The sequence below is a fragment of the Plantibacter sp. ME-Dv--P-122b genome (assembly GCF_030209375.1).
GTDB lineage: Bacteria > Actinomycetota > Actinomycetes > Actinomycetales > Microbacteriaceae > Plantibacter.
Genome location: NZ_JARVSC010000005.1, coordinates 141,242 through 167,167, shown reverse-complemented (window position 1 = coordinate 167,167; position 25,926 = coordinate 141,242). Strand labels below are relative to the sequence as shown.

Below are 25,926 nucleotides of genomic sequence, written 5' to 3'. Positions count from 1 at the left end.
AGCTCGGCTCTCATTCTCCCTCGCGCGCCTCGTGAGCACCGTTCAGGCGTCGCGGCGCAGGAACGTGATCGCTGCGACGACGAAGGACGCCAGCGTCCAGATCAGCAGAACGGCATACCCGGTCCACGGTCCCATCGGGTCGGTGCCGGTCGGGGCGAGGAGGAGCGAGCCGGCCTGGATCGGGAAGAAGCGGGTGATCTCGGTGCCGTACTCGGAGAACATCTGCGGGATTACCGGCACGATGATGAGGAGCACGATCGTCGCGAGCACCGCCGCGACGACGTTGCGGATGATGGTGCCGAGTGCGATCCCGATGATGCTGATGGCCGCCAGGTAGAGCCCGGATCCGAGCACCAACCGTGCCAGGTCGGGCGTTTCCAGCACGTAGCTGTAGCCACCTCCGGCCAGGATCATGGGCGCGAGGGCGAAGCCGACGGCTGAGCTGACGACACCGATGAGGAACGAGACACCCGCGATGATCGAGGCCTTCGCGACGAGCACCGGCGTCCGACGCGGAACCGCGAGCAGTGTCGTGCCGATCTGACCGGACCGGTACTCGTTCGTGATCATCAAGACGGCGAGCACCGCGACGACGATGCCGACGTAGCCGGTCTTGTCGACGATCATCTCGGGGTAGGCGTCGTAGTTCGCCTTCGGTGAACCGCGGTCGCGGAAGACGTACGCCCAGGGCATCGCGATCCCGTTCGCGGTCAGCAGCAAGAACGCGAATCCCGCGAGGACGTGGTTCGAGGCGAGTCCACGGAACTTGATCCATTCGGAGACGATCGTGCCGCCGAGGCTCACCTCGCCTGCGGAGAAGCGCCGCGCGACGGGTGCCGCGGCCATGCCGGTGGTGGTGCTCATGAGGATGGTCCTTTCGAGAAGACGCGACGTCAGGCGGAGGCGAATTCCTGTGCGTCGCGGGTGAGTCGGTTGTAGGCCTCTTCGAGGGTCTGGCGGAGGGGTGTCAGCTCGGTGAGCAGCACTCCCGCCTCGTGCGCGGCACGGGCGATCTGCTCCGCGGAGAGGCCCTCCACCTCAAGCACGCCCGGCTCGCTCGACGCCACCGTCGCCCCAGCTGAGGTGATCCGGTGAGTGAGTGCAGGAGCGTCGAGCGTGCGAACGCGGACACGACCGTCTCCCTGCTCGGTGAGCGAACCGATCGGTGCGTCCGCGATGATCTCGCCGCGACCGATGATGATCACATGGTCTGCGATGAGCGCGAGCTCGTTCAGCAGGTGCGACGACAGGAACACCGTGCGCCCCTCGGCCGCCAGCCGGGCCAGGAGCTCTCGGACCCAGGTCACGCCTTCGGGGTCCAGGCCGTTGACCGGCTCATCGAGGATGAGCGTGCCCGGATCGCCCAGCAGTGCCGCGGCGATCCCCAAGCGCTGACCCATCCCGAGCGAGAACCCGCCGACCTTCCTCGTGGCGACCGCGCTGAGACCCGTCGCCTCGAGCACCTCGTCCACGCGCGAACGCGGGATGCGGTGCGTCGCCGCGATCGAGGCGAGGTGGTTCAGCGCCGACCGCGACCGGTGCGCCGCCCTCGCATCCAGGAGCGCACCGACCTCGCGCAGCGGCGCGGCGAACGCCCGGTACTCAGCGCCGTCGACACGTGCACGACCGGCGGTGGGACGGTCGAGCCCGACGATCGAACGCATCGTCGTGGACTTGCCGGCTCCGTTCGGCCCCAGGAACCCGGTGACCGTGCCCGACTGGACCCTGAAACTCACGTCGCGCACCGCATACCTGCCTCGGTAGGACTTCGCCAGCCCCTCCACATCGATCGTCATGGCGTCGCCCTCCTGCTCATCGTGGTTGCCTCGTACCGTCGACGCTACGGACGAGCTTGCGCAGGCGACTGCCAACCAGGGGTTGATCATCACGGACGGGCAAAAGCCGTGACCTGACCGTCGAGCGTCCGACCGCGAGGTGAGCACCGCCCCGTGCTTCGAACCGCGCGACCCGATCGCCTCGGCTGCGAAACCACCTCTGATCTGCACTGAATTGATAGAGCATATGCTCTAGAGTGAGTGCTCTGGGAATATGGGAGGGCAGCCTTGCCGAGGATCGTCGACCCTCAGCGGTTCACCGCGCGCCAGACCGCGATCCTCGCCGCCGCCTACCGCTGTTTCGCCACCGAAGGCTACGAGACCACCTCGACGGCGGACATCTGCCGTGCGGCGGACATCTCCTCGGGGACCCTGTTCCACTACTTCCCCACCAAGCTCGACATCCTGGTCACGCTGCTGCGGGTGAGTGCCGCCTGGACCGAGGAGCAACTGCACCTCGCCACGCGCGCCGGGCCCGGGCGCCCGGCGTTGACCACCTATCTCGGTGCACTCGACCGCCAACGGGCTGCCGGCCAGACGGTCGGTTTCGCTCGCGCGGTCCAGGGCATGGCCCATCTCCACGCCGTGGCGGCCGTCCTCGACGTCGAGCGGGACATGGTCGACCGCTTCCTGCTCGAGCACATCACCGAGGCGGTCCGCACCAGCGCCGCCCGTTCTGACGCCTCACCCGAGCAGCTCGTCCGATGGGCGCGCTGGCTCATCGATGGCAGTGCACTGCACGAGACGCCGGCATCGAGCGCCACGGGTGTCAGCGTCGCCGTCCGGTCGTTGCTCCTCCTCGGCTGACGGCGGAGGCCACCGGGGTCGTCAGACCGACGGAGCAGGTCGATCTGGGTCCTGGTCCCAGAGCGGCATCCCGAACTCATTGACCGGGACAGCGGACTGCGCGGGGTCCGGAAGCCGCTCCCCCGTCGGGCAGGTCATGAAGTGATCGTGCCCGGAGGAACGGTCGAAGGTGTGCTCGGCGAGCGGATGGCCACAGACCGTGCACTGGCGGTCTTCGGTGTCCGACGTCTTCGTCTGCTCGTTCATGCGGGTCATGCTACGCCGACCGTCTGAGTCGACCACCCCGTTGCGCACGGGCCACCGACCTGCTTCCGCCCCGAGCGCGACCCGTCAGACCTCTCCGAAGCCGGATTCGATGAGCGACGCCAGTGCCCCGATGGCATCCTTCGCGTCCGGACCGTCCGCCTGCAGCTCCACGACCGCCCCCTTGACGAGGCCCAGTGACATGATCCCGAGCAGGCTCTTGGCGTCCTTCCCGTTCACGACCACCTTGGCCGCGAACGTGCTCGCCAGCTTCACGAACTCCGCAGCGGGTCGGGCGTGGAGCCCGTCCTTGTTCCGCAGGGTCACGGAGGCTGCGGCGTGGGACGCTGTCGGATCGTCGGACCCTCCCGCCCGAGTGGCCTCGTCGGCGCCGTGCTGGGCAGGGTCACCGCCGGCTGCGGACCGCGCGGCGGCCACGACCTCGTCGAGCGACGCGCCGGTCTGCGCGGCCACGGCTGCGGCGACCCCGCCTTCGACGAGCGGGGCGTCGACGACGCGTACCCGGCCTCGGACGTCGTCGTCGAGGAAGTCGAGCGCCGTCTCAGCGGTCAGGATCGCCGACCCCAGATCGCACAGCACCACCACCCCGACCCCGGAGTCCACGGCGGCGATCCCGGCGGAGACCAGCTCGAAGCTCGTGCCGATCCCTCCCTCATCGGTCCCACCGGCTGCGGCGAGGGCCGCGTCGGGCGCCATCTGCCGCGCCAGGGCGATGAGCCCCTCCGCGATCAACGCACTGTGCGAGACGAAGACGAGGCCGACGGCTCCCCCGCTCATGCAGCACCCTCGCCAGCGGCGGCAGCCGCCGCTTGCAGGAGATAGGAGGTGGACTGCGCCCCGGGGTCGCGGTGCCCGATCGCCCGTTCACCGAGGTAGCTGGCACGCCCCTTACGGGCGACGAGCGGCTCGGTCGCGGCGGCACCACCCCACGCGGCGTCCGCGGCGGCGGCCAGCACCCGTGCCGGCGACTCCCCCGCTGCCGCTGCCGCGGAAGCAGCGTCCACAGCGGGCGTCCACGCGTCGACCATGGTCTTGTCGCCGACCTCGGCCTTGCCTCGGAGCACGATCCCGTCGCGTGCCGCCGTCAGCAGGGCCACGACGGCATCGGCGTCGAGGTCCTCCTGGCCGGCCACGGCGATCGACGCCTTGAGCAGCGCGGTGCCGTACAACGGACCGCTCGCTCCCCCGACGGTCGAGATGAGCGTCGTCGCGGCGAGCTTGAGGATGTCGGCGGGCGTTACATCGAGAGGCTGCTCGTCGAGCTTCGGCAGGATCGCGGAGAACCCGCGGTCCAGGTTCTCGCCGTGGTCGCCGTCCCCGATGTCGCGGTCGAGCGTGATCAGCTCCACCCGATGCTCGGCGACGACCGCCGCACTCGCCCGCATCCAGGCGACCGCCCAGGCTCCGTCCAAACCCATCCGTCTACCGTCCCCACCGGAGCGCCGCGGTCTGCACCGGGGCGTCCCACAATTCGATCAGTTCGTCGTCGAGTTTCAGGAGGGTGATCGACACCCCCTGCATCTCGAGGCTGGTCGTGTAGTTCCCCACGAGCGACCGTGCCACCTCGATCCCGCGTTCCGCGAGTGCCTCGGCCACGCGTCGGAAGACGATGAAGAGCTCGACCTGCGGCGTCCCGCCCATCCCGTTCACCAGGACGAGGGTCCGCTCACCCGGTGCGTACGGCAGATCCTCAAGGATCGCGGCGAGCAGCCGGTCGACGATCCGGTCGGCGGGCTCCAGCGGGATCCGTTCACGGCCGGGCTCACCGTGGATCCCGATGCCGATCTCGATCTCGTCGTCGGCCAGGGTGAAACTCGGCTCGCCCGCGTGCGGGACGACGCACGGGGTGAGTGCCACGCCCATCGTGCGGGTGCGCTCGTTGACCTTCGTCGCGAGGTCGGCGACCTCGTCGAGTCCTCCCCCGGCCTCGGCACGTGCGCCGGCGAGCTTCTCCACGAGGACGGTGCCGGCGACACCCCGTCGCCCCGCCGTGTAGAGCGAGTCCTTCACCGCGACGTCGTCGTCGACGATGACCGAGCGCACCTCGATGCCCTCGGCCAGCGCGAGGTCGGCCGCGGTCTCGAAGTTGAGGACGTCGCCCGTGTAGTTCTTGACGATGTGCAGGACGCCGGCACCACCGTCCACCGCCTTCGTGGCGGCGAGGATGGGGTCCGGAGTGGGCGAGGTGAACACCGGGCCGGGTACGGCGGCGTCGAGCATCCCAAATCCGACGAACCCGCCGTGGAGGGGCTCGTGCCCGCTGCCGCCGCCGCTCACGATCCCCACCTTCCCGGCGACCGGGGCATCGGCTCGGGCGATGAACACGGGGTCGAGCGACACGGTGACGAGGTCGGGGTGCGCGGCACCGAATCCGGCCACCGCCTCGACGACGACGTCCTTGGGATCATTGATGAGCTTCTTCATTGAATCCTCCTGCAAGATCGGTTCGGGTCCGCCGACCGGGTACGCCGGCATCGGGTCTCAACCTACGCGCTGCGGCCCACGGCCGGTAGGGCCGGAAGACCCGGCCACGGCACGGATCAGCGCGAACCGAGCGTGCGGGTGGCGTCCACCCAGGCGTCGAGCGTCGCGGTCGCTGCACCCGAGTCGATCACGGCCGCAGCAGACGTGAGCGCTGCGGCGAACCGCTCGAGGATCGGCCGCTGGGCCTGCGTCGGGTCCTCCGACAGTTCGAACGCCACGATCCCGGCCGCGGCGTTCAACAGGACGATGTCGCGCACCGGGCCCTCCTCGCCGGCGAGCGTGGCGCGCACGACGCCGGCGTTGTGCTCGGCGTCGCCGCCGATGAGATCGTCGATCGAGGCACGTCGGATGCCGAGTTCCCGGGGATCGAGGTCGTGCTCGGTGACGGCTCCGCGGGTGATCTCCCAGAGGTGGCTGTGCCCCGTCGTCGTCAGTTCGTCGAGTCCGTCGTCGCCCCGGAAGACGAGGGCGGTCGCCCCACGCGTCTGGAAGACGCCCACGAACAGCGGGATGCGGTCCGCGTGCGCGACGCCCACCGCCGACGCCTCCGGCCGGGCCGGGTTGACGAGCGGACCGAGGAAGTTGAAGACGGTCGGCACACCGAGCTCCGCTCGGACCGCTCCAGCGTGCCCGAAGCCGGGATGGAACGCCGCGGCGTACGCGAAGGTGATGCCCGTGGACGCCAGCACCTCCCCCACCAGGTCCGTCGGCAGGGCCAGGTCGACGCCGAGCGCCGAGAGCACGTCGCTCGATCCCGAGGCGGAGCTCGCGGCGCGGTTACCGTGCTTGATGACCGGGATGCCCGTCGCCGCCGCGACGATGGACGCGGTCGTCGAGATGTTGACCGTGCCGAAGCGGTCGCCGCCGGTGCCGACGATGTCGAGCGCGCGCGACGGGGCGACGAGCGGCTTCGCGTGGTCGAGGATCGCGTCGCGGAACCCGACGATCTCGTCGACGGTCTCCCCCTTGCGTCGCAACGCGATGAGGAAGCCGGCAAGCTGGGCGTCCGTCACCTGGCCGGTCATGATCCGTTCCATCGCCCATGTCGACTCCGACACACTGAGATCGGTTCCGGCGAGGAGGTCGCCGATGAGCGTCGGCCAGGTCGTGAGAGGCATGTCGACGATCTTACAAGCGCGACTCGCCGACGCCTCGAGCGTCCTGTGGACGCGAAGATCACATGAATCCCGCAGCAGAACCGAAGATTCCGGTCAGGAAATAAGGCTAGCCTTACTGATCCGAGCGTGCTCACCGCCCCCGAAATGCGAAAAACCGCTCCGGCTTTCGGCCATAATGGAGGGGTGACGAGCACCTCAATCAACCTTGCGCCGAGCGCGCCCCGGATCAACCGACCGAACACGGTCGCGGTTGGAACGATCGTCTGGCTGGGCAGCGAGGTCATGTTCTTCGCCGGCCTCTTCGCGATCTACTTCACGCTGCGATCGATGGCTCCCGAGCTGTGGGCGGCCGAGGCCGGTCGCCTGAACGTCCCGTACTCGACGATCAACACGATCATCCTCGTGTCCTCGTCGTTCACGTGCCAGTTCGGCGTCTTCGCAGCGGAGCGCATGCAGCCCCGCATGACGGGCTGGAGCCCGCGCAAGTGGGGCATGGTCGAGTGGTTCTTCCTCACCTACGCCCTCGGCGCCGTGTTCGTCTCCGGCCAGATCCTCGAGTACGCGACGCTCGTCAGCGAGGGCATCTCCCTCAGCTCGAACGCGTACGGCTCGGCGTTCTACCTCACGACCGGCTTCCACGGCCTGCACGTGACCGGCGGCCTCATCGCCTTCCTCCTCGTGATCGGCCGTGCCTACGCCGTCAAACGATTCGGCCACAAGGAGGCGACGAGTGCCATCGTCGTCTCGTACTACTGGCACTTCGTCGACGTCGTGTGGATCGGCCTCTACTTCGTCATCTACATCCTGCGCTGACCCGGAATGACTGACTCCATGAAGACTGACCCCACCAAGACGACGACCGCCAAGGCGTCCAAGAAGGCCGCCCGCGCCACGCGCAAGAGTGGCCGTCGCAGCCCGTTCGCGTCCGCGGCACTGCTCGCGATCGGCCTGCTCGTGACCGGTGGCGCCTACGCCGCCGTCAGCGTCAGCACGGCCAGCGCCGAGCCCGTCGCCGCCGCCAAGTCGCAGGCATCCGTCGACGAGGGCGAGAAGCTCTTCTCAGCGAACTGCGCCACCTGCCACGGCCTCGACATGCAGGGCACGACCGCCGGACCGAGCCTCCTCGGCGTGGGTGCCGCTGCCGTCGACTTCCAGGTCGGCACCGGCCGGATGCCGCTGCAGAACCAGGGCCCGCAGGCCCCGGAGAAGCCCGTCCAGTTCACCGAGGAGCAGATCTCCTCCCTCGCGGCCTACGTCGCCTCGGTCGCACCCGGCCCGGAGATCCCCGAGGAGCAGTACCTCGACGGCGAGGGCGACGCCTCCAACGGCGCACAGCTCTTCCGGATCAACTGCGCGATGTGCCACAACGTCGCAGCCGCCGGTGGTGCCCTGACCGAGGGCAAGTACGCTCCCTCGCTCGTCGGTGTCAGCGCCGCCCACATCTACGAGGCCATGATCACCGGCCCGCAGAACATGCCCGTCTTCAACGACATGAACCTCTCCCCCGAGGACAAGCGCGACATCATCACCGCGCTCAAGTTCATGGAGAAGAACCCGTCACCGGGCGGCAACGACCTCGGCTCGCTCGGCCCCGTCTCCGAGGGCCTGTTCCTCTGGATCTTCGGCCTCGGCTCGATCGTGGCCCTCACCGTCTGGATCACCGCGAAGTCGAACTGACCGACGCGGATCGACAACACGTAAGAAGGAGCACCATGGCTCACGACAACTCGAGCGGCTCGGGTCACCCAGCCGCCGACTCGTCTGCCGATCCGTCCGCCCACGGGCAGGAACTGCAGGTCGCGACCGGTACCGGGGTCATTTCCCGCGACGCCGTCGTCGACCCCGGCCTGCCTCCGCACCGGAAGCGCGTCACGGACCTCGACCCGAAGAAGGACAAGCGGGCCGAGCGCGCCGTCTACACCCTCTTCTACCTGTCGATCGCCGGCAGCGTCTGGGCGGTCGCCGCCTACATGGCGTTCCCGATCGAGCCCGAGGACATCGCCTCGGTCCGCCTGAACAACCTGTTCATCGGTCTCGGTATGGCGTTGGCCCTGCTCGCGATCGGTATCGGCGCCGTGCACTGGGGTAAGGCCCTCATGCACGACGAAGAGGGCATCGACTACCGCCACAAGGTCGGCGGCAACCAGGTCAGCCGCGACCGCGCGGTGGAGATCATGCACCAGGCGAACGTCGAGTCCGGCATCGGACGACGCGCGCTCATCCGCAACAGCCTCATCGGCTCCCTCATCGTCTTCCCGCTTCCGGGTATCGCGCTGTTCCGCGGTCTCGCGCCGTATGACGAAGACCCCGTCGAGCTCATGCAGCACACGATGTGGAAGGAAGGAACGCGCCTCGCTCGCGACCCGTCCGGTACGCCCATCAAGGCGTCCGACGTCACCCTCGGCAGCGCATTCCACGTGATCCCCGAGAACCTCCACGAGGCCGACCACGTCCTCAACGAGAAGGCGAAGGCGATCGTGCTGCTCATGCGGCTCAAGCCTGAAGACCTCGTCGAGGAAGAGTCCAAGAAGGACTGGTCCTACGACGGCATCGTCGCCTACTCCAAGGTGTGCACACACGTCGGTTGCCCTGTCGCGCTCTACGAGCAGCAGACGCACCACCTCCTGTGCCCCTGCCACCAGTCGCAGTTCGATGTCACGAACCACTGCGCGGTCATCTTCGGACCGGCCGCCAGGCCGCTCCCGCAGTTGCCGATCACCGTCGACGACGAGGGCTACCTCGTCGCGCGGAGCGACTTCCACGAACCTGTCGGCCCGAGCTTCTGGGAGCGTCATTGAGCACCTCGACCGCAACACGCGCCCCTGAGCAGGCCAAGGCCGCTCCGGCGAAGAGCTCCGGTGGATTCACCGGAGCCGCAGCGAACTACCTCGAAGAGCGGACGTCCATCTCGGTCGCCGTCAAGGAGTTCGGCCGCAAGATCTTCCCCGACCACTGGTCGTTCCTCCTCGGCGAGGTCGCGCTCTACAGCTTCGTCATCATCCTGCTGTCGGGCTCCTTCCTCACCTTCTTCTTCCAGGCATCGATGGCGGAGGTCCACTACGACGGGTCCTTCGTCCCGCTGAAGAACATCGAGATGTCCGTCGCCATGGCGTCGACGCTCGACATCTCCTTCGACATCCGCGGCGGCCTCCTGATGCGTCAGGTGCACCACTGGGCGGCTCTGCTGTTCGTAGCGTCCATCGGTTTGCACATGCTGCGCATCTTCTTCACCGGTGCGTTCCGCAAGCCGCGTGAGCTCAACTGGGTGATCGGTTTCGTCCTCTTCATCCTGGCCATGGCCGAAGGCTTCACCGGGTACTCGCTGCCCGACGACCTGCTCTCCGGCAACGGTCTGCGGATCATCGACGGCATGGTCAAGGGTCTGCCGATCATCGGTACGTGGACGACCTTCCTCCTGTTCGGCGGGGAGTTCCCAGGCACCGACATCGTCGGCCGCCTGTACACGCTCCACATCCTGCTCCTGCCGGCGCTGGTGCTCCTCTTCATCGCCCTGCACCTGGTGTTCGTCGTCGTGCACAAGCACACGCAGTTCCCGGGCGCCGGTCGCACCGAGCAGAACGTGGTCGGTTTCCCCGTCCTCCCCGTCTACGCGGCGAAGGCCGGTGGCTTCTTCTTCATCGTCTTCGGTGTCGTGATGCTCATCGCCTCGCTGTTCACGATCAACCCGATCTGGAACTACGGACCGTACGACCCCTCGCCGGTCTCGGCGGGTACGCAGCCTGACTGGTACATCGGGTTCGCCGACGGTGCGCTCCGCCTGGTTCCGCCGCACCTCGAGTTCGTCCTCTGGGACCACACGTTCTCGTTCAACATCATCCTTCCCGTCCTCGTCCTGGGTCTGTTCATCGTCACGGTGTTCATCTACCCGTTCGTCGAGGCCTGGATCACGGGTGACAAGCGTGAGCACCACATCCTCGACCGTCCGCGCAACGCGCCGACCCGCACCGCCATCGGTGCTGCCGGTGTCACCTTCTACGCCGCCCTCTGGGCTGCTGCGAGCTCGGACATCATCGCCACGCACTTCAAGGTGACGATGGAAGGCGTGATCCACACGCTGCAGGCGATCCTCATCCTCGGACCGTTCATCGCCTACTTCATCGCGAAGCGCACCTGCCTGGCGCTGCAGAAGAAGGACCGCGAGATCCTCCTCCACGGGTACGAGACCGGTCGAATCGTCCGCCTGCCCGGTGGCGAATACATCGAGGTCCACGAGCCGGTCGACGAGTACGAGCGCTGGCGCCTCGCGAGCTACGACGACCACAAGCCGCTGATGATCCGTCCGAACGCCAAGGGCAAGATCACCGGCGTCCAGAAGGCTCGCGCCGCGATGTCCCGCTGGTTCTTCGAGGATCGGATCGCTCCGGTCACGAACACGGAGATCGAACGTTCCCACGGAGACCACCACTAGGCGGATCCGCTCCGAGAGCCCCGCAGTCCTTCACGGACTGCGGGGCTCTCGTCATTCCTGGATGGGGATCGCCGAACTGCGACGCGGCAAGACACGTGCGACGGTGGAGTCCGTGTCGTCCTCTCCCCCGTCCTCCTGGCACCGCAGGTCGCTGCGGACAATGCGAGCCCTCCGAGTTGTTGCCTGAGCATGGTCTCCTCACACGCACCTGAGGCCTCTGCCGCGCGGTGTGTGCCCTCCGATATGCCCAGGAACCGGGGTCCGCTCCCCCGGGTCCAACAGGCGCACTGAGCCGCCAGCGGAGTACCGGTGTCACGGTCGGAATGCCTCGCCGGACGGAAGAGGTCGCTGCTCGGGATCCCCTCAAGGCGGGTACGGGCCCGCTGCCGACCCGGCGGCCGGTCGAGCAGGTGCCAGGACGGGTCTCCTCAACTCGATCGGTGCCGTCGACATCCAAGGCACCGCCCGCACGCGAAAGAGCCCCCGAGCATGGCTCGGGGGCTCTTCGATGATTCGATGACGACTTGGGGATCAGCCCAGCGGAAGGATCTTCTTGTAGAACTCCGCCGTCACGTTGTAGCCGAGACGACGGTAGAAGTCGCCGGCTCGAGAGGTGGACATCGTCAGCTGGCGCGCTCCGCGTTCGACCGCGTAGTGCTCGTTCGCCTCGACCAGCGCAGACCCGATGCCGGCGCCGCGAGCGGTCTCGTCGACCACGAGCTCCTGCAGATGGGCCGTCAGGCCGGCCGCATGCAGCAGCCGCGACACTGTCATCAGGGTGTATCCGACGACGCGATCCGTCTCGTCGACCGCGACGTACAGCACGTTGGTCTCGTCTTCACGAGGGCGCATGACGTTGTTGTACGCGGCCATGAAGTCGTCCGCGGCGGGCGGGATGGACCCGGTGATCAGCTGGCCGGCCAGCGCGAAGACGGCTGACCGGTCGTCGGGCTGACCACGACGGATGCTGAACGAGGCGACCATCAGCGTGCGAAGTATCCGCGGTAGTACTCGTAGTTCCATCCGACGACCGCGATGACGACCAGCGGGATGCCGATGATCGCGATCCAGAACCCGACCGCCAGACCCAGCACGAGCAGACCGCACGCGCCGGCGAGGATGATGGGCCACCAGCTCCACGGGCTGAAGTGCCCGATCTCCGGGTCACCGTCATCGATGTTGGCCGTCAGCGTGTCCTCGGGGAGCTCGGCGCCCTGACTCTTATGCACCCGGCTGAGGTAGAAGCCGAGGAACGCGCTCAGGATCGCAGCGAGAGCCAGGGTGACCGTGCCGACCCACTCGACGCGGCCGTGCAGCGGGTCGACGAGCGACCACACCGTGTAGACCGCGCAGAGGAGGGCGCAGAACACCGTCAGGATCGTGAAGAGGATGATATTGGCGCGCATGGCGGCTACTTCACCTTTCCGGCGTCGATGTCGAGCGTGGGTGCGTCAGGCGCGTCCTTCGCAGGACCGACACCGACCGGGATGCCGACCTCGGGGTGGTGGAGGTCGAAGGCCGGGCGCTCCGAGCGGATGCGCGGGATCGAGACGAAGTTGTGGCGCGGCGGGGGCGAGCTGGTCGCCCACTCGAGCGATCCACCGTATCCCCACGGGTCGTCCTCGGTGACTCGCGGAGCCTTCCGGATCGTGATGTACACGTTCAGGAAGAAGGGCAGCAGCGAGATGGCGAGGATGAAGGACCCCACGGTCGACAGCTGGTTCATCCAGGTGAAGCCGTCCTCAGGCGAGTACGTCGCGTAGCGGCGCGGGAACCCGATGACGCCCAACCAGTGCTGGATGAGGAACGTCGTGTGGAAGCCGATGAAGAGCAGCCAGAAGTGCCAGTAGCCGAGCTTCTCGTTGAGCATCTTGCCCGTCCACTTCGGCCACCAGAAGTAGAAACCGGCGAACATGGCGAACACGACCGTGCCGAACACGACGTAGTGGAAGTGCGCCACGACGAAGTACGAGTCGGAGACGTGGAAGTCGAGCGGCGGCGAGGCGAGGATGACACCGGTGAGTCCACCGAAGACGAAGGTGATCAGGAAGCCGATCGACCAGAGCATCGGGGTCTCGAAGGTGACCGATCCGCGCCACATCGTGCCGAGCCAGTTGAAGATCTTCACGCCGGTCGGAACCGCGATGAGCATCGTCATGAGGGCGAAGAATGGCAGGAGCACCGATCCGGTGACGTACATGTGGTGTGCCCACACCGTCACGGAGAGCGCCGCGATGGCGATCGTCGCGTAGATCAGGGTCTTGTAGCCGAAGATCGGCTTGCGGCTGAACACCGGGAAGATCTCGGACACGATGCCGAAGAACGGCAGCGCGATGATGTAGACCTCGGGGTGCCCGAAGAACCAGAACAGGTGCTGCCACAGGATGACACCGCCGTTGGCCGCGTCGTAGATGTGGGCGTCGAACACGCGGTCCGCTGCGAGGCCGAAGAGGGCCGCTGCGAGCACCGGGAACGCCATCAGGACGAGGATGGACGTCACGAGGACGTTCCACGTGAAGATCGGCATGCGGAACATCGTCATGCCGGGGGCGCGCATCGTGATGATCGTGGTGATGAAGTTGACACCACCGAGGATGGTGCCGAAGCCACTGAGCGCCAGGCCGAGCACCCAGAGGTTGCCTCCGAGCCCTGGCGAGAACGTCGTACTCGACAGTGGCGCATAGGCGAACCAACCGAAGGCGGCGGCACCCTGCGGGGTGAGGAAGCCACCGACGGCGATGAGGCTACCGAAGGCGTAGAGCCAGAACGCGAAGGCGTTCAGTCGCGGGAAGGCGACGTCCGGTGCACCGATCTGCAGCGGCATGAGTGCGTTGGCGAACCCCGCGAAGAGCGGCGTCGCGAACATCAGCAGCATGATCGTGCCGTGCATCGTGAAGAGCTGGTTGTACTGCTCCTTCGTCTCCACGATCGTGCCGCCGGGCTCGAAGAGCTGGGCGCGGATGATCAGCGCCATCACGCCGCCGAGGCAGAAGAAGATGAACGAGGCGATCAGGTACATGTACCCGATGGTCTTGTGGTCGGTGGAGGTGATCCACTTGACCAGGATGTTGCCCTTGCGCTCGACCGAGGTGCGTCCGACGACGCTCGCCTGGCCTGCGGGAAGCGTGGTGGAGGTCATTCCCCGTCTCCGTGCTCTTCGAGACCCGCCGGCGCCTTGGTGCCGGGGAGGTTGCTGTTGCGATCGTATTCCGTGCCGTAGTCGCCGATGTTGCCCGACTCCGCCAGGTCTTCGAGGTGCTTGTCGTACTCGGCCTGCGAGACGACCTTCACGTTGAAGAGCATGAGCGAGTGGTACTCACCACAGAGCTCGGCGCACTTGCCGGCGTACGTGCCCTCGCGCTCAGGGGTGAAGGACATGTAGTTCGTCTTGCCCGGGATCATGTCCTTCTTGTAGAGGAAGTCGATGACCCAGAAGGAGTGGATGACGTCGCGCGACTGCAGCGCGATCTTCACCGTCTTGCCGACGGGCAGGTAGAGCGTGGGGAGTGCGTCCTGGTCGATGACGCCACCGGGCTTCTCATCGGCCTGCACGCCTGCGGTCCAGACGTCCTGGCCGTTGACGGCCTCGTCGTACACGAAGTCCCACGCCCACTGCTTGGCGAAGACCTCGATGGCCACGTCGGGATCCTCGTACTGGGTCTCGATCGCGTTCTGATCGCGTGCCGTGAAGGCGAAGAAGCCGAGGACCAGGATGAGCGGGACGATCGTGTAGAAGATCTCGATCGGCATGTTGTACCGCAGCTGCACCGGGAGACCTGTCTGGCCCTTGCGGCGTCGGTACACGATGACGGCCCAGATGATGAGCCCCCACGTGATGACACCGACTGCGAGCAGCACCAGCCATGCCGTCACCCACAGGCCCGCGATGCGGTCCGTGTGGTTCGTGACGGGAGATTCGCCCTCGACGAATCCCGGCAGGTAACCATGCAGTTCCGCCTGCGTACAACCCGCCAGGACTATGGCGAGTGTGGCTGCGACCGGAATGGCAGCCCATCTGAGACGACGAGTCGAGCGCACCTCTGAAACCTTTCGAATACACACCTGTGGATCGCCCCCCAGTCTAGTGGGGATGGGCGGTGAACGCCGGACCATTCGCGTCCGCGGTGCTGGGTCGTTACCTGAATGACGAAGGGGAAACCACCCGGGACCGGGCGATTTCCCCTTCTGGAAGAATCTGGCTCAGTGGAAGCTGTCGCCGCAGGCGCAGCTGCCCTCGGCGTTGGGGTTGTCGATGGTGAACCCCTGCTTCTGGATGGTGTCCTCGAAGTCGATCTTGGCGCCGTCGAGGTAGGGGACGCTCATCTTGTCGACGATCACCTCGACACCGTCGAAGTCGACCGTTGCGTCTCCGTCGAGCATGCGCTCGTCGAAGTACAGCTGGTAGATGAGGCCCGAGCAACCACCCGGCTGGACGGCCACGCGGAGACGGAGGTCGTCGCGACCCTCCTGCTCGAGGAGGCTCTTGACCTTCTGCGCCGCCGTGTCGGACAGGCCGACGCCGTGCGCCGCGTCGATCTTGGTCTCGGTCAGGATGGTGTCGCTCATGATGCTCCTCGCGAGGTCTGGCGGCGCCGGGTCGACGCCTGTGGAAGATTCTACCGCCTGCCGCGCCGGACGCACCTCGTGATTCCGGCGGCGCGTCCGTCGCCGACTACAGGTCGGAGGACGGGCGGGGTGCGGCCGCCAAACGGGCGAGCAGCACCGCCTCCGTGAGGATCGCCTTCTGGAAGACCCCGAGGTGCAGCGACTCGTTCGGGCTGTGGGCGCGCGAGTGCGGGTCCTCCACACCGGTGACCAGGATCTGGGCGTCCGGGAAGACCCGGACGAGATCGGCGATGAACGGGATCGATCCGCCGACGCCCGTCTCCACGGGCTCGACCTCCCAGGCGTCGGCCATGGCGCGCTTCGCCTCGGCGACGGCCCAACCGCTCGTGTCCACGAGGAAGGGGCTCCCCTGGTCGACCTCGTCGATCGTCAGCTGTGCGCCGAACGGGCTGTTGGCGAGGAGGTGGGCCTCGAGTGCACGGTAGGCCTCGGCCGGATCCTGCCCGGGGGCGATCCGCGCACTGATGCGCACCGACACCTCCGGGATGAGCGTGTTCGAGGCGTTGGCCACCGACGGTGCGTCGATGCCCGTGACGGTGATCGCGGGCTGCGACCAGATCCGGCTGAGGATGGAGCCGCGTCCGATGGGCGAGACCCCCTCGGACAGACCTGACTCGGCGCGGAGCTGCGCCTCGTCGAACTCCGGGGTGACGGCGTCGTGCGAGGTGAGTCCGTCGACCGCCACCGAACCGTCCGCGTCCCACAGGGTCGCGAGCAGGGTGACCGCGGCGAGCATGGCGTCCGGCACCGCTCCGCCGAGCATTCCGGAGTGGGAGGCGTGGTCGAGGGTCTTCACGCGCAGCCGGAACGTGACGTTGCCGCGCAGGCCGATCGTCAGCGCCGGCGTCCGCTCGTCCCAGTTGTCGCTGTCGGCGACGACGATCACGTCGGCCGCGAGGGTGTCGCGATGTTCCTCCAGGAAGGAGCCGAAGGACCGCGACCCGAACTCCTCCTCCCCCTCGATGAACAGCACGATCCCGAGGTCGAGGTCGGAGCCGAGGACCTCGGTGACGGCCCGGATCGCGGCGATGTGGGACATGACGCCGGCCTTGTCATCCGCCGCGCCCCGTCCGTAGATGCGGCCGTCGCGGACGGTCGGCTCGAACGGCGGCGAATCCCACTTGTCATCGCTTCCCGGGGGCTGGACGTCGTGGTGCGCGTAGAGCAGCACGGTCGGTCGGCCGTTCCGTGGTTCGCGGCGGGCCAGCACGGCGGGCTGTCCGAGCTCCGCTCCGCCGTCGATGGCGGACCGGCGCACCGAGACCTCGTCGAAGACGCCGAGACCGCGCGCGAGCTCCGCGACCGCCTCGGCACTCCGAGCCACCTCGGCCGCGTCGAACGCCGACCACGACACCGAGGGGATGCGGACGAGCGCCGACAGATCGGCTATCGAGGACGGCAACGCTCCGGCGACGGATTCGCGCAGCCGATCGAGGACTTCCTGGTCGTTGCGTGGGTCTTGGGTCGATTCCGTCGTGGTACCTGTCGTCATGCGAGTAATCTTAAGGGAATCCCCGAATCAAGGACGTTCCATCGTGGCCAAACAGCAGAGCACCCCGGCATCAGAGCCGATCGTCGAGACCGCAGCGCAGACGGCTGAGCGCCTCGCCCGCGGCGCCAAGGAGGCGAAGGGTCGACCGACCCCGTCACGGGCGGAACGCGAGGCGCAGAACAAGCGTCCGCTCGTCCCGTCCGACCGCAAGGAGGCGTCGAAGGCTGCGAAGGCGCAGCAGGCCGAGGCCCGGCGGCGTGCGCAGGCCGGCATGGCCGCCGGTGACGACAAGTTCCTCCCTGCGCGCGAACGCGGTCCGCAGAAGAAGTTCGTCCGTGACTACGTCGACGCCCGGTTCAACATCGGCGAGTTCATGATCCCGGTGATGTTCCTCGTGATCATCCTCACCTTCATGCCGGTGCCCGAGATCCAGGTCTACGGCATGCTCACCCTCTGGGTGTTCTTCATCATCGCGATCGCCGACTGCTTCTTCCTCGGCTTCCGCGTCCGGAAGGCGCTGCGGGCGAAGTTCGGGCAGGACGAGCGGGGTGTGCGCTGGTACGCCGCCATGCGCGCGCTGCAGCTGCGGCCGCTCCGTCTGCCGAAGCCGCAGGTCAAGCGAGGCCAGTTCCCGAACAAGTAGTCTCCGAACGACGAACGCCCGCCGGTCCCAGACCGGCGGGCGTTCGTCGTCGCGGGCACGTGGTGCCGCTCAGCGGCCGGCTCGGGCCAGTCGATCGAGCCCACGATTGACGTGCCTGGCCCAGAGCGGTCCGCGATAGAGGAACGCCGTGTAGCCCTGCACGAGGGTCGCTCCTGCGTCCAGGCGCTCGCGGACGTCCTCGGCGGTGTCGACGCCACCGACCGAGATGACGCACAACTCCGGCGGCACGATCGCCCTGATACGCCGGAGGACGACGAGCGAGCGCGCGGCCAGCGGCGCACCGGACAGTCCGCCGGCCCCGGCCGCCTCGACGATGGCGGGATCGGTGGTCAGGCCGTCGCGCGAGATGGTCGTGTTCGTCGCGATGACGCCGTCCAGGCCGAGCTCCACGACCAGTTCTGCGATGCGGTCGACCTCCGCGTCGCTGAGGTCGGGCGCGATCTTGACCAGCAACGGCGTCGAACCGGCGGCGGCTCGGACGGCCTCGAGCAGCGGCGCGAGCTGGTCGAGTTCCTGGAGGCCGCGGAGCCCCGGGGTGTTCGGCGAGCTGACGTTGACGACCAGGTAGTCGGCCACGGGCGCGAGGAGCGTCGCGCTCCGGACATAGTCGGCTGTGGCGTCGGCGACGTCCACGACCCTACTCTTGCCGATGTTCACGCCGAGGACAGGTCGGCGGCTCACCCTCGCGGTCCGTTCGAGCCGGCGCCTGGCCTGGTCGGCTCCCCCGTTGTTGAAACCCATCCGGTTGACGACCGCCCGATCGGCGATGAGTCGGAACAGTCGCGGCTTGGGATTGCCCGGCTGCGGGATCGCGGTGATCGTGCCCACCTCGACATGGCCGAACCCGAGGAGGCCGAGGCCGAGGATGCCCTTGCCGTCCTTGTCGAAGCCGGCGGCGACACCGAACGGGGTCTCGAAGCGCAGCCCCAGCGTCTCCACCGACTGATCGAGTCGCGGCGCCGTCCATCGCCTGATGACGGGACCGAGGCCGGTTGCGGGAAGCGCGCGGATGACGTCGAACGCCAGGTGGTGGGCACGTTCGGGATCGAGCTTGGACAGCACCTGGGAGAAGAGGAAGCGGTACACGACTCAGAGCTCCTCGACCGGCGCGGCGGCGGCACCCGAAGCGTGTTCGACGCGGAGCAGCGCGATCGCGGACTCGAAGTCGTCGAGCGATTCGAAGGCCTGGTACACACTGGCGAAGCGGAGGTACGCGACCTCGTCCAACTCCCGCAGCGGCGCGAGGATCGCCAGACCGATGTCGTTCGCGTCGATCTGCGACGCGCCGGTGGCGCGGATCGCCTCCTCCACCCGCTGAGCCAGGACGGCGAGGTCCGAGTCCGTCACCGGACGGCCCTGGCAGGCCTTGCGGACACCACTCACGACCTTCTCCCGACTGAACGGTTCCACCACGCCGGAACGCTTGATCACCCCGAGACTCGAGGTCTCCATGGTGCTGAAGCGCCTCCCGCACTCCGGGCACTGCCGGCGCCGACGGATGGCGAGTCCGTCGTCGCTGGTGCGCGAGTCGATCACGCGGGAATCCGGGTGACGGCAGAACGGGCAGTACATCAGCGGGCTCCCTCAGGGGTGATGGGGGCTGGCGTGTCGTCCGCCGCACGGATCTCAGCGTCGACGAGCCCGAAGCGGGCCGTCACCGCCTCACCGTGCGCCGGCAGGTCCTCCGAGCCGGACAGGGCGACGATGTGGCCGGAGACCTGGCGGAGCGCCGGCTCGTCGTAGCGGACGACCTGCTGCGGGCGGAGGAAGGTGAAGGCTCCGAGACCCGAGGAGAACCGTGCCTGGCCGCCCGTCGGGAGGACGTGGTTCGACCCGGCCAGATAGTCCCCGAGGCTCACCGGGGTGTGGTCGCCGAGGAAGATCGCACCGGCGTTCGTGATGGCGCCGAGGAGCGACTCCGGATCGCGCGTCTGCACCTCGAGGTGCTCCGGCCCGTACGCGTTGCTGAAGGCCACGGCCGCCTCCAGGTCGTCGACGAGCACGATCGCGGACTGCGGCCCGCCCAGCGCTTGGACAACCCTCGCCCCGTGGCGCGTGCCTGCGGCGTACCGCTGCAGCCAGTCCTCCACTGCGGTGGCGAGCGCCGCACTGTCGGTGACGAGCAGCGATGCCGCCGCCTCGTCGTGTTCCGCCTGGCTGACGAGGTCGGCTGCGACGAGCCGGGCATCGGCGTCCGCGTCCGCGATGACCAGGATCTCGGTGGTCCCTGCTTCGGCGTCGATCCCCACCTGTCCCTTCACGAGGCGCTTGGCGGCAGCCACGAAGATGTTGCCCGGACCGGTCACGACGTCGACCGGGTCCAGCGCGAGGTCGGGGACTCCGTAGGCGAACGCACCGATCGCTCCGGCGCCGCCCATCGCGTAGACCTCGGTCACCCCGAGCAGCCCGGCGGCGCCGAGGATCGTCGGGTGGACGCGGCCTCCGAACTCGCGCTGCGCAGGCGAAGCGAGCGCCACGGAGCCGACGCCGGCCTCCTGGGCCGGCACGACGTTCATGACGACGCTCGAGGGGTAGACGGCCTTCCCGCCCGGGACGTAGAGGCCGACACGACCGACCGGTGCCCAGCGCTGCACGACGGTCGCGCCGTCGGCGAGCTCGGTCGTGCGCTCCGGGGGGACCTGCGCTCTCGTGGCGGTCCGGACCCGGTCGATGGCCTCCACGAGTGCGGCGCGCACGGCGGGCTCGAGCGCCGTGACGGCGGCGTCGATCTCGGCCTGCGGGACGCGGATACGCTCAGGGCGACCCCCGTCGAACCGGTCCGCCTGGGCCAGGAGCGCCTCGGAACCCTCCGCTCGGACGTCGTCGATCAGCGCCTGAGCGGCATGCGCTGCCGCGGTGATGTCGACGACGGGACGGGGCAGCATGTCCAGGAGCTCGGTGCGGCTCGGCCGCACTCCCCTGAGGTCAATGGTGGTGATCATGGCCGTCACAGCCTATCGTCCGCAGCGGTCCGTCCCGGCTGCCGCCAGCGCCCAAGCGGGGTCAGCCGAGGCAGTTCGGGCCGAGTAGGGACTTCAGCTCGCCGAACAGTCCGGACGAGAGGCTGACGCGATGGGGCAGCTCGAACACGCGGGCGATCTCGCCTCGGACGAGCTTCAATCGCACCTCCGTCGATCCCGCGTGCCGCGTCAGGACGTCGCTGAGCGTGGTCACCGTCTCGGTCGTCGCCCGGGCGTCCGCCATCGACAGCTGGAGCATGCGGTCGGCACCGGCTTCGGGCAGCTCGGGCGAGAAGATGCTGTACGCGTGGAGGTTCATCCCGTCGTCTCGGACACTGACCCGTCCGCGGACCACCACGATCGAGTCGCCGACGAGTTCGGCGGCGAACTCCTGATACGCCTTGCCCATGAACATGGCGGTCATCTCGCCGCCGAAGTCCTCGACCTGGATCATGCCGTACTGGTTGCCGGAGGCCTTCGCGATCCGGTGCTGGACACTCGTGACGAGCCCCGAGATCACGACGGTCTCGCCGTCCATACCCTCGGAGGTCATGAGGTCGGTGATGGTCGTCGTCGCGTGCTTCGCCAACTCGATCTCGAGTCCGGCCAGCGGATGGTCCGAGACGTACAGCCCCAGCATCTCCCGTTCGAAGTTGAGTTTGTCGCGCTTGCTCCAGTCGGGACGCGCGGGGACGCTCGCGAGCGGCACCTCGCCGACCTCGGCGAACAGGCTGTCGAAGTCGAAGCCGATGCTCCCGGACGCCTCGGCACGCTTGTCCTTGACGACCGAGTCGACGGCGTCCTCGTGGATCTCGTAGAGCGCACGTCTGCTGTCGCCCATGGAGTCGAACGCGCCGGCCTTGATGAGCGACTCGATGGTCCGCTTGTTCGCCACCGGCAGCGGCACCTTGCGGAGGAAGTCGTGGAAGGAGGTGAACCGGCCCTCGCGCTCGCGTGCCTGCCGGATGAGCTCCACGACGTTCGAACCGACGTTGCGGACGGCACCCAGACCGAACCGGATGTCCTCCCCAACGGCGGCGAAGAAGCCGATGGACTCGTTGACGTCGGGTGGCAGGACCTGGATCCCCATGCGGCGGCACTCGTTGAGGTACAGCGCCATCTTGTCCTTGGAGTCGCCGACGCTCGTCAGCAGGCCGGCCATGTACTCGGCCGGGTAGTGCGCTTTGAGATACGCCGTCCAGTAGGAGATGACCCCGTAGGCGGCGGAGTGCGCTTTGTTGAACGCGTAGTCCGAGAACGGGAGCAGGATCTCCCACAGCTTGTTGACGGCCTCCATCGAGAAGCCGTTCGCGACCATGCCGCCGGAGAAGCCCTCGAACTGCTTGTCCAGTTCGGACTTCTTCTTCTTTCCCATCGCACGACGGAGGATGTCGGCCTGCCCGAGGGAGAAGCCGGCGACCTTCTGCGCGATCGCCATCACCTGCTCCTGGTAGATGATGAGGCCGTAGCTCGTCGACAGGATCTCGGAGAGTGGTTCCTCGAGCTGCGGGTGGATCGGGGTGATCTCCTGCAGCCCGTTCTTCCGTAGCGCGTAGTTCGTGTGGGAGTTCGCGCCCATCGGCCCTGGCCGGTACAGCGCGATCAGCGCCGAGATGTCCTCGAAGTTGTCGGGCTTCATGAGGCGCAGCAGCGCGCGCATCGGTCCGCCGTCGAGCTGGAACACCCCGAGGGTGTCGCCTCGGGACAGGAGTTCGTACGCACCGCGATCGTCGAGTTCGAGGTCTTCGAGGACGAGGTCGATGTTCCGGTTGCTCTTGATGTTGTCGAGGGCGTCGTTGATGATCGTCAGGTTGCGCAACCCGAGGAAGTCCATCTTGATCAATCCGAGGGACTCGCACGCCGGGTAGTCGAACTGCGTGACGATCTGGCCGTCCTGCTCGCGCTTCATGATCGGGATGATGTCGATGAGCGGGTCGCTCGACATGATCACGCCAGCCGCGTGCACGCCCCACTGGCGCTTCAGGTTCTCGATGCCGAGCGCGGTCTCGAAGACGGTCCGCGCCTCCGGGTCGGTGTCGAGGATGCCACGGAGGTCGACCGCCTCCTTGTACCGCGGGTGCTTGGTGTCGAGGATGCCCTCGAGCGGGATGTCCTTGCCCATGACCGCCGGTGGCATGGCCTTCGTCAGCTTGTCGCCCATGCCGAACGGGAAGCCGAGGACGCGCGACGAGTCCTTGAGCGCCTGCTTGGCCTTGATGGTGCCGTAGGTGACGATCTGCGCGACGCGCTCGTCGCCGTACTTCTCGGTGACGTACTTGATGACCTCGCCGCGGCGGCGGTCGTCGAAGTCGACGTCGAAGTCGGGCATCGACACGCGGTCGGGGTTGAGGAACCGCTCGAAGATGAGCCCGTGGCGGAGGGGGTCGAGGTCGGTGATCTGCATCGCGTACGCGGCCATGGAGCCCGCACCCGAACCACGACCGGGACCGACACGGATGCCGTTGCGCTTCGACCACTGGATGAAGTCGGCGACGACGAGGAAGTACCCGGGGAAGCCCATCTGCACGATGACGCGCGTCTCGTAGTTCGCGCGCTCGCGGACGTCGGCGGGGATCCCGTTCGGGTACCGCAGGTTCAGCCCGGTCTCGACCTCCTTGATGAACCAGCTCTCCTCGTTCTCGCCCTCCGGCACCGGGAACCGCGGCATGTAGTTGGCCGAGGTGTCGAAGGCGACGTCGCACCGCTCGGCGATCGCGAGGGTGTTGTCGCACGCCTCGGGGTACTCGCGGAACAGTCGGCGCATCTCGTCCGCGGACTTCAGGTAGAACTCGTCGGCGTCGAACTTGAACCGGTTCGGGTCGTTGAGGGTGGAGCCGGACTGCACGCAGAGGAGGGCTGCGTGGGCTTTGGCGTCCGCGGCGTGCGTGTAGTGGAGGTCGTTCGTCGCGAGGAGCGGGAGACCGAGGTCTTTGGACAGCCTGATGAGGTCGGCCATGATCCGGCGCTCGATCCCGAGCCCGTGGTCCATGATCTCGCAGAAGTAGTTCTCCGCGCCGAAGATGTCGCGGAAGTCCGCAGCGGCCTTGACCGCTTCGTCGTACTGGCCGAGACGGAGTCTCGTCTGCACCTCGCCGCTCGGGCAGCCGGTCGTCGCGATGAGGCCGGCGCTGTACTGGCTCAGGATCTCGCGGTCCATGCGCGGCTTGAAGTAGTACCCCTCGATCGACGCCTTCGATGAGAGCCGGAAGAGGTTGTGCATCCCCTCGGTGGTCTCCGAGAGCAAGGTCATGTGGGTGTAGGCGCCGGCGCCGGAGACGTCGTCACCTCCGCCGTCGCCCCACTTGATCCGCGTCCGGTCGCCGCGCGCGGTCCCCGGGGTGATGTACGCCTCGGTGCCGATGATCGGCTTGATACCGGCGTCGGTCGCCGTGCGCCAGAAGTCGAAGGCGCCGAACATGTTGCCGTGGTCGGTCACGGCGACGGCGGGCATCCCCTGCTCGACCGCGGCCTGGATGAGCGGCTTCACGCGGGCTGCTCCGTCGAGCATCGAGTACTCGCTGTGGACGTGCAGATGAACGAACGAATCGGTGGACGTGGGCACGGACGGCGCCTCCGGGGATCGTGCTGTGGGGTTCGGCGCGGACGCCGAGGTGGTCTGTGATCCAGCCTAACCGTCACCGCCGACGGTCGGCTCCAGCGATGCCGTCGCGGACGGCGACGGCATCGGCGGGCGTCGGCTCAGTCGAGCTGGAGCACGGACAGCGCGTGCTGGAGGTCGGCCGGGTAGGCCGCCTCGAACCGCACGAACTCCCCCGTGGCCGGGTGGGCGAACCCGAGCTTCGTGGCATGGAGCCACTGACGGGTGAGCCCCAGCCGAGCTGAGAGCGCAGCGTCGGCGCCGTACATCGTGTCGCCGACACACGGGTGGCGTTGGGCCGCCATGTGCACGCGGATCTGGTGCGTACGGCCGGTCTCCAGGTGCACTTCGAGCAGCGAGGCGTAGGGGAACGCCTCGAGCGTCTCGTAGTGGGTGATCGACGGCTTGCCGTCGGCGGTCACGGCGAACCGCCAGTCGTGACGGGGGTGGCGTCCGATCGGTCCGTCGATGGTGCCGGCGAGCGGATCGGGATGCCCCTGCACGACCGCGCGGTAGATCTTCTCGACCTCGCGGTCGTGGAAGGCGCGCTTGAGCCAGGTGTACGCCCGCTCGGTCTTCGCGACGACCATGAGGCCGCTCGTCCCGGCGTCCAGCCGGTGGACGATGCCCGCCCGCTCGGCGGCGCCGGAGGTCGAGATGCGGAAGCCCGCCGCCGCGAGGGCACCGAGCACCGTCGGTCCCTCCCAACCGACCGAGGGGTGCGCCGCGACGCCCGCAGGCTTGTCGACGACGACGATCTCGTCGTCGTCGTGGATGATGCCCAGGTCGGGGACGGCGATCGGTACGATCACGGCCTCCCGCCGAGGCGTCCACTCGATCTCGAGCCAGGCACCGGCGAGCAGGCGATCGGACTTGTCGACGGACTTCCCATTCATGGAGACGCCGCCGGCCGACGCCACCTCGGCCGCATAACTCCGAGAGAAGCCCAGGAGCTTGGCGAGTCCGGCGTCGACGCGCTCGCCGTCGAGTCCGTCGGGGACGTACAGGCTGCGGGACTCGTTCACTGGCGACCCGCGTCCGGGCCGGCGTCGCGCGGCTCCGCCGGATCGAGCGTGTCAGCGTCTGCTGCAGCCTCGCGGTCCTCCGCTTCCTGGGCCGCACGTTCGCTCGCTCGCGTCGTGCGCGTGCCGTCGAGGTTCACGCCGAAGAGCGTCAGCAGGATGAACAGCGCCATGCTGACCACGATGCAGATGTCGGCCACGTTGTAGATCGCGGGGAGCATCCAGGGGGTCGAGATGAAGTCGACCACGTGGCCGAGGCCGAAGGACGGCTCACGGAAGAGGCGGTCGGTCAGGTTGCCGAGCACGCCACCGAGGAGCAGGCCGAACACGATCGCCCAGGCACGAGAACGGATGCGGCGGGCGAACCAGACGATAACGACCACGACGACCGCGGCGAGGATCGAGAAGATCCAGGTGTAGCCGGCCCCCAGTGAGAAGGCGGCACCTGAATTCTTGACGAAGTAGAGGACCAGCGCCTGTCCGAAGACGGGGACGGACTCACCGACCGTCAGGTTGGTGGTGACGAGGAACTTCGTGAACTGATCGGCCGAATAGGCCACGACGGCAACCAGCGCCAGGACTGCAAGAGTCCTGGCGCTGGCCTTCGACGGTGATGCGGGAGACAAC

Annotated in this window: 25 protein-coding genes; 6 read left to right on the top strand and 19 right to left on the bottom strand. The window is 67.8% G+C overall.

Features of this window, described 5'->3' with window-relative positions; genetic code table 11:
* Nucleotides 1–42 precede the first annotated feature (42 nt).
* Together QRN19_RS12170 and QRN19_RS12165 are read right to left on the bottom strand one after the other, a co-directional pair.
* Nucleotides 43–864 (bottom strand): ABC transporter permease, encoded by an 822-nt coding sequence (locus QRN19_RS12170; RefSeq protein WP_285027223.1) that lies wholly within the window; start codon nt 862–864, stop codon nt 43–45.
* Nucleotides 865–893: 29 nt separating this feature from the next.
* The gene (locus tag QRN19_RS12165) at nt 894–1,796 is read right to left on the bottom strand and encodes an ATP-binding cassette domain-containing protein (protein WP_285027222.1); all 903 of its coding nucleotides are present in this window, start codon (nt 1,794–1,796) and stop codon (nt 894–896) included.
* 267 nt (nt 1,797–2,063) lie between these two features.
* Between QRN19_RS12165 and QRN19_RS12160 the strand changes: the two genes are divergently transcribed.
* A complete protein-coding gene (locus tag QRN19_RS12160) occupies nt 2,064–2,642 on the top strand; it encodes a TetR/AcrR family transcriptional regulator (RefSeq protein WP_285027221.1) in 579 nt (192 codons plus the stop codon).
* Between the two features lie 21 nt (nt 2,643–2,663).
* Here the strand turns inward: QRN19_RS12160 and QRN19_RS12155 are convergent, their stop codons facing one another.
* From QRN19_RS12155 to trpD, 5 genes are all read right to left on the bottom strand, one after another.
* Nucleotides 2,664–2,888 (bottom strand): hypothetical protein, encoded by a 225-nt coding sequence (locus tag QRN19_RS12155; protein ID WP_285027220.1) that lies wholly within the window; start codon nt 2,886–2,888, stop codon nt 2,664–2,666.
* Nucleotides 2,889–2,972: 84 nt separating this feature from the next.
* The gene (gene dhaM / locus QRN19_RS12150; protein ID WP_285027219.1) at nt 2,973–3,683 is read right to left on the bottom strand and encodes a dihydroxyacetone kinase phosphoryl donor subunit DhaM; all 711 of its coding nucleotides are present in this window, start codon (nt 3,681–3,683) and stop codon (nt 2,973–2,975) included.
* Nucleotides 3,680–4,324 carry a dihydroxyacetone kinase subunit DhaL gene (dhaL, locus tag QRN19_RS12145; protein ID WP_285027218.1) on the bottom strand — a complete coding sequence of 215 codons (645 nt, stop codon included), beginning with the start codon at nt 4,322–4,324 and terminating at the stop codon, nt 3,680–3,682. The genes dhaM and dhaL overlap by 4 nt, the downstream gene beginning before the upstream one ends.
* Before the next feature lie 4 nt (nt 4,325–4,328).
* Nucleotides 4,329–5,330, bottom strand: coding sequence for a dihydroxyacetone kinase subunit DhaK (gene dhaK / locus QRN19_RS12140; protein ID WP_285027217.1), 1,002 nt, complete (start codon nt 5,328–5,330; stop codon nt 4,329–4,331).
* Nucleotides 5,331–5,446: 116 nt separating this feature from the next.
* Nucleotides 5,447–6,508: an anthranilate phosphoribosyltransferase gene (gene trpD, locus QRN19_RS12135; RefSeq protein ID WP_285027215.1), complete on the bottom strand. Its 1,062-nt coding sequence runs from the start codon at nt 6,506–6,508 to the stop codon at nt 5,447–5,449.
* Nucleotides 6,509–6,691: 183 nt separating this feature from the next.
* Here trpD and ctaE point away from each other — a divergent pair, with 183 nt between their 5' ends.
* The 4 genes from ctaE to qcrB are packed head-to-tail and all read left to right on the top strand — an operon-like array spanning nt 6,692 to nt 10,937.
* A complete protein-coding gene (ctaE, locus tag QRN19_RS12130; RefSeq protein ID WP_428844491.1) occupies nt 6,692–7,321 on the top strand; it encodes an aa3-type cytochrome oxidase subunit III in 630 nt (209 codons plus the stop codon).
* Nucleotides 7,322–7,339: 18 nt separating this feature from the next.
* The gene (gene qcrC / locus QRN19_RS12125; RefSeq protein WP_285027213.1) at nt 7,340–8,185 is read left to right on the top strand and encodes a cytochrome bc1 complex diheme cytochrome c subunit; all 846 of its coding nucleotides are present in this window, start codon (nt 7,340–7,342) and stop codon (nt 8,183–8,185) included.
* A 35-nt stretch (nt 8,186–8,220) separates the two neighbouring features.
* Entirely contained in the window at nt 8,221–9,306 is a 1,086-nt protein-coding gene (qcrA, locus tag QRN19_RS12120; protein WP_064296977.1) for a cytochrome bc1 complex Rieske iron-sulfur subunit, read from the top strand.
* On the top strand, nt 9,303–10,937 hold the full coding sequence (qcrB, locus tag QRN19_RS12115; RefSeq protein ID WP_285027211.1) for a cytochrome bc1 complex cytochrome b subunit: 1,635 nt from the start codon (nt 9,303–9,305) through the stop codon (nt 10,935–10,937). Before qcrA ends, qcrB begins: the two co-directional genes overlap by 4 nt.
* A 531-nt stretch (nt 10,938–11,468) precedes the next feature.
* Here the strand turns inward: qcrB and QRN19_RS12110 are convergent.
* The 6 genes from QRN19_RS12110 to QRN19_RS12085 form a co-directional block, all read right to left on the bottom strand.
* On the bottom strand, nt 11,469–11,921 hold the full coding sequence (locus QRN19_RS12110) for a GNAT family N-acetyltransferase (RefSeq protein ID WP_285027209.1): 453 nt from the start codon (nt 11,919–11,921) through the stop codon (nt 11,469–11,471).
* Entirely contained in the window at nt 11,921–12,343 is a 423-nt protein-coding gene (locus tag QRN19_RS12105; RefSeq protein ID WP_064296980.1) for a cytochrome c oxidase subunit 4, read from the bottom strand. The genes QRN19_RS12110 and QRN19_RS12105 overlap by 1 nt, the downstream gene beginning before the upstream one ends.
* A gap of 5 nt (nt 12,344–12,348) precedes the next feature.
* Complete coding sequence (gene ctaD / locus QRN19_RS12100; protein WP_064296981.1) at nt 12,349–14,076, bottom strand: aa3-type cytochrome oxidase subunit I; 1,728 nt, start codon at nt 14,074–14,076, stop codon at nt 12,349–12,351.
* Nucleotides 14,073–14,975, bottom strand: a complete 903-nt coding sequence (ctaC, locus tag QRN19_RS12095; protein ID WP_079706003.1) for an aa3-type cytochrome oxidase subunit II — start codon at nt 14,973–14,975, stop codon at nt 14,073–14,075. Before ctaC ends, ctaD begins: the two co-directional genes overlap by 4 nt.
* 162 nt (nt 14,976–15,137) lie before the next feature.
* Nucleotides 15,138–15,503, bottom strand: a complete 366-nt coding sequence (gene erpA, locus QRN19_RS12090; RefSeq protein ID WP_064296983.1) for an iron-sulfur cluster insertion protein ErpA — start codon at nt 15,501–15,503, stop codon at nt 15,138–15,140.
* Nucleotides 15,504–15,609: 106 nt separating this feature from the next.
* The gene (locus QRN19_RS12085; protein WP_285027207.1) at nt 15,610–17,055 is read right to left on the bottom strand and encodes a dipeptidase; all 1,446 of its coding nucleotides are present in this window, start codon (nt 17,053–17,055) and stop codon (nt 15,610–15,612) included.
* Between the two features lie 43 nt (nt 17,056–17,098).
* Between QRN19_RS12085 and QRN19_RS12080 the strand changes: the two genes are divergently transcribed.
* Complete coding sequence (locus tag QRN19_RS12080; RefSeq protein WP_064296985.1) at nt 17,099–17,698, top strand: DUF3043 domain-containing protein; 600 nt, start codon at nt 17,099–17,101, stop codon at nt 17,696–17,698.
* Between the two features lie 69 nt (nt 17,699–17,767).
* On the opposite strand, the gene QRN19_RS12075 is transcribed toward QRN19_RS12080, so the two are convergent.
* The 6 genes from QRN19_RS12075 to lspA all read right to left on the bottom strand — a co-directional run bounded on the left by QRN19_RS12075 (nt 17,768) and on the right by lspA (nt 25,859).
* A complete protein-coding gene (locus QRN19_RS12075; protein ID WP_285027206.1) occupies nt 17,768–18,805 on the bottom strand; it encodes a quinone-dependent dihydroorotate dehydrogenase in 1,038 nt (345 codons plus the stop codon).
* A gap of 3 nt (nt 18,806–18,808) precedes the next feature.
* Nucleotides 18,809–19,291: a transcriptional regulator NrdR gene (nrdR, locus tag QRN19_RS12070; protein ID WP_285027205.1), complete on the bottom strand. Its 483-nt coding sequence runs from the start codon at nt 19,289–19,291 to the stop codon at nt 18,809–18,811.
* Complete coding sequence (gene hisD / locus QRN19_RS12065) at nt 19,291–20,661, bottom strand: histidinol dehydrogenase (RefSeq protein ID WP_285027204.1); 1,371 nt, start codon at nt 20,659–20,661, stop codon at nt 19,291–19,293. Before hisD ends, nrdR begins: the two co-directional genes overlap by 1 nt.
* Before the next feature lie 61 nt (nt 20,662–20,722).
* Nucleotides 20,723–24,187 (bottom strand): DNA polymerase III subunit alpha, encoded by a 3,465-nt coding sequence (gene dnaE / locus QRN19_RS12060; RefSeq protein WP_502928220.1) that lies wholly within the window; start codon nt 24,185–24,187, stop codon nt 20,723–20,725.
* Nucleotides 24,188–24,378: 191 nt separating this feature from the next.
* Nucleotides 24,379–25,302 carry an RluA family pseudouridine synthase gene (locus QRN19_RS12055; protein ID WP_285027201.1) on the bottom strand — a complete coding sequence of 308 codons (924 nt, stop codon included), beginning with the start codon at nt 25,300–25,302 and terminating at the stop codon, nt 24,379–24,381.
* Nucleotides 25,299–25,859, bottom strand: a complete 561-nt coding sequence (gene lspA / locus QRN19_RS12050) for a signal peptidase II (protein ID WP_502928191.1) — start codon at nt 25,857–25,859, stop codon at nt 25,299–25,301. Before lspA ends, QRN19_RS12055 begins: the two co-directional genes overlap by 4 nt.
* Nucleotides 25,860–25,926: the final 67 nt, after the last annotated feature.